We start from the raw sequence: 4,274 nt of genomic DNA on the forward strand, positions 1-4,274 counted from the left end.
TAAGTGGACAGGAATGGAAAACATTGTAGTGAACTTAGAAGGACATGGACGAGAGTCTATTCTTTCGGATCTTGATATTACTCGTACAGTAGGATGGTTTACGAGTCAATATCCAGTAGTTTTACCGATTGAGGCAAAGGCTGATCTTTCTTACCAGATTAAGAGTATTAAAGAAGGTTTACGTAAAACTCCGAATAAAGGGATTGGATATGGCCTTTTAAAATATCTATCTGAAAATCAAGAAAAGCAGGATTTTACATTGAAGCCAGAGATTAGCTTCAACTATTTGGGACAGTTTGATCAAGATTTAGAGAACACTGCGATGCAGCCGTCTTCTTATTCAAGTGGTGAACCTCAAAGTAAGCAAAATGTAAGATCATATGTACTTGATATCAATGGCATGATATCTGGTGGGAAATTATCATTAGATATTAACTACAGTAGAAAGCAATACCAAAGAGAGACCATAAAAAAATTGGCTAATGGACTGCAAGTGAGTTTACAGGAAGTTATTGAACATTGCGTAATGAAAGAACGAGCGGAACTTACACCGAGTGATATTATTTTCAAGGGGATGGCAATAGAAACATTAGATTTTATTGTAGAAGAAACTATGCACATAGGCGAAATTGAAAATGTGTACCCGCTAACTCCAATGCAAAAAGGTATGTTATTCCATAGCTTGATGAATCCACAATCGAAAGCTTATTTTGAGCAAACAACGTTTGATATTGAAGGAAGCATGAATATAGGAGCGTTCGTTCGAAGCTTAAAACAGTTGATACAAAGACATGCCATATTCCGAACGAACTTTGTAAATATAGGGAATGATGAGCCGTTACAAATTGTATACCGAAATCGAGAAGTTGATTTTCATTTTGAAGATCTTCAGGAAATGGAAGAATCATCACGTGAAGAGTGGATAAAGAAGTATACCGCTGCAGATAAAGAAAGAGGATTTAATCTTGCTGAAGATGCATTAATGCGTATGGCAATTTTACGTACTAATGAGCAAACATACCATGTTATTTGGAGTTTCCACCATATCTTAATGGATGGTTGGTGTATCCCACTGGTGACAAAGGATATCTTTGAGACTTACTATGCAATTCAGGGACAAAGAGAACCTAATTTATCTGTAGTAACACCATATAGTAACTACATTGAATGGTTAGAGGCACAAGATTATGAAGAATCATCGCAGTATTGGAATGATTATTTAGAGGGATATGAAGGGCAAACAGTGTTGCCAAGGGTTCCTTCTAGTAGAGAGAATGAAAGTTATGCTTTAGGTAACTTGGTTTGGAATCTTGGTCAGAAATTGACCGAGCAATTGAAACAAGTCGCGAATAGTAACCAAGTCACTTTGAATACGTTAATGCAGACAGCATGGGGTGTATTATTACAGAGATATAACAACAGTACAGATGTTGTCTTCGGAAGTGTGGTTTCAGGAAGACCATCCGAAATAGTGGGTGTACAAAATATTATTGGGTTATTTATTAACACAATTCCTGTGCGTATTCGTTGTGAAGCGGAAGAATCTTTTGTAGAAGTGATGAAAAGAAATCAGAAGCAGGCGATAGCCACGCATGCGTACGATACCTATCCGTTGTATGAAATACAGGCACAAACAGAACAAAAGCAGGATTTAATCAGCCATATTATGGTGTTTGAAAACTATCCTTTAGAACAACAATTGGAGCATAGCGAAAATCGTAGTGAAATAGATCTTATGATAAAAAATGTAAGTATGACTGAACAAACGAATTATGATTTTAACGTTACTGTTATTCCTGGAGAAGAGATGCAGGTACAATTTGAATACAATACCAATGTGTATGATAGTGCTAGTATAGAACGAGTTCGTGGTCATTTGATTCAAATTATCAAGCAGATTGTAAATAACCCACAAACTTGTATACAAGATTTGGAATTGGTAACAGCAGAAGAGAAAATAGAGATTCTCGAAATGTTTAATGATACAGCGGCTGAATATCCGCGTGAGAAGACTATCCATCAATTGTTCGAAGAACAGGTGGAGCGTACACCGAATCATGTTGCGGTGGTATTTGAAAATCAGCAATTGACGTATCGTGAGCTCAATGCACGAGCAAATCAGTTGGCGCGAATATTAAGAAATGAAGGAGTACAGGAAGATCAATTAGTTGGAGTTATGGTAGAACGTTCGATAGAACTAATTGTCGGTATACTTGGAATATTAAAAGCAGGTGGTGCTTATGTACCGCTTGACCCAGAATATCCAAAAGAGCGCATTGAATATATATTGGAAGATTCCGGTACTAACATATTGTTATTACAACAGCATTTACAAGGACATGTATTTTTTAAAGGGAAAGTTATTGATTTGGATGATATGTCCATATATAACAAAGACGATTCAAATTTGGAGATATCAACTAGACCTAGTGGATTAGTATTTGTAATTTATACATCGGGATCTACTGGAAAACCTAAAGGAGTGCTGATAGAACATCATTCTGTTTTAAATTTCCTTCAAACTCTAGAGGCAAGAACCTTATTAGATGAAAAGGATATAGTATTACAAAAATCAACTATTTCAAGTGATGCTTCTATATGGGAACTTTTTTGGGGGTTGATAAAGGGTGCACGTTTATATTTATTAGAACCTGGTGGAGAAAAAGACCCTGCTACCTTGGTAAGGGCTATACAAAATTATAAAGTGACACATCTTGAGTTTGTTCCATCTATGTTACAAGCATTCGTAGAATATATTGAGAGTTTTTCGAATGTTGAAACTTTAACTTCTTTGAGATATGTATCAGTTGGGGGAGAAAAGCTGTCAGCTCATTTGGCAGACAAATTCCATAAAGTACTTACTGTTCCGAACGGTACGTTACTATACAATACTTACGGACCAACAGAAGCTACTGTGGAAGTTACAAGTTTTGTTTGTTTAGAAGCAGGAAAATATGAAAATATACCTATTGGGAAGCCAAATTTAAATACTCAGATGTATATTTTGAATGACAAATTAGAAATACAACCAATTGGAGTTGTTGGGGAACTATACACTGGAGGAGTAGGTGTGGCTAGAGGGTATTTAAATCGGCCGGATCTAACAAAGGAAAGATTTGTAGAAAATCCTTTTATCCCAGGAGAACGTATGTATAGAACTGGTGATTTGGCAAGATGGTTACCAGATGGAAATATTGAGTATATTGGTAGAATTGATCATCAAGTGAAAATTCGGGGATATCGAGTTGAGTTAGGTGAGGTTGAATCGGCACTTGAGAAAGTGGAGTTAGTTAGAGAGGCAGTTGTTGTTGCACGAGAAAGCATTGATGGATTGATACAATTGTACGCATATTTTATCGGAGATGAAAGCTTAACGGTGGCACAACTCCGAGAGGAGTTGTCACAAGAGTTACCAGACTATATGATTCCATCTTACTTTGTACAGCTCATGCAAATGCCATTAACACCAAATGGCAAGGTCGATCGTAAAGCATTACCTGAGCCAGAAGGGAATTTACAAACAGGTATAGAGTATGTTGCACCTCGTACAAGAGTAGAAAAACAGTTGATTGAGATATGGAAAGAGGTTCTATTCAATGAACATATTGGGATTAAACACAACTTCTTTGATGTTGGTGGGCATTCATTAAGGGCAACTACGCTTGTATCTAAGATTCATAAACAGATGAACATCAATGTTACGGTAAGAGATGTTTTCAAATACCAGACAGTGGAACAAATGGCTGAATTCATTACTAGTATCAAGGAAGAGACTTACTTGTCTATTCCAATGGCATCAAGAAGAACATATTATCCAGTCTCTTCGGCACAAAAACGTATGTATATTTTGAGTCAACTAGAAGGTGGAGAATTAAGTTACAATATGCCGGGTGCAATGATAGTAAAAGGAGAGCTTGATGCTGGTTGTGTAGAGGAAGCATTCCGAAACTTAATTCAACGACATGAATCATTACGGACAAGCTTTGAGATGATTCAAGGGGAACCAGTACAGCACATACACCCTGATGTGGCGTTTGTGATCGAAAAGATAAAAGCTGACAAAGAAGAAATAGAAACGCATATCGAGCGCTTCGTACGCCCATTTAATTTACAAGAGGCACCGTTATTACGTATTGGATTAATTGAAATTCGTAAGAATTACTATGTGCTGTTATTTGATATACATCATATTATTTCTGATGGTATCTCAACCAATCTTATCATCAAAGAATTTATTCAATTGTATAAAGGCGAGTTACAGCCACCACTTCAAA

General features: G+C 36.6%; 1 protein-coding gene. It reads left to right on the forward strand.

Annotated features, from left to right (window positions below; genetic code table 11):
- Positions 1-13 precede the first annotated feature (13 nt).
- Positions 14-4,274, forward strand: a 4,261-nt coding sequence (locus ACTFP3_RS30030) for an amino acid adenylation domain-containing protein (RefSeq protein ID WP_440012077.1), incomplete at its 3' end; no start/stop codon positions are given.

The organism is Bacillus cereus group sp. MYBK5-2, assembly GCF_051915685.1.
GTDB classification, from domain to species: domain Bacteria; phylum Bacillota; class Bacilli; order Bacillales; family Bacillaceae_G; genus Bacillus_A; species Bacillus_A cereus.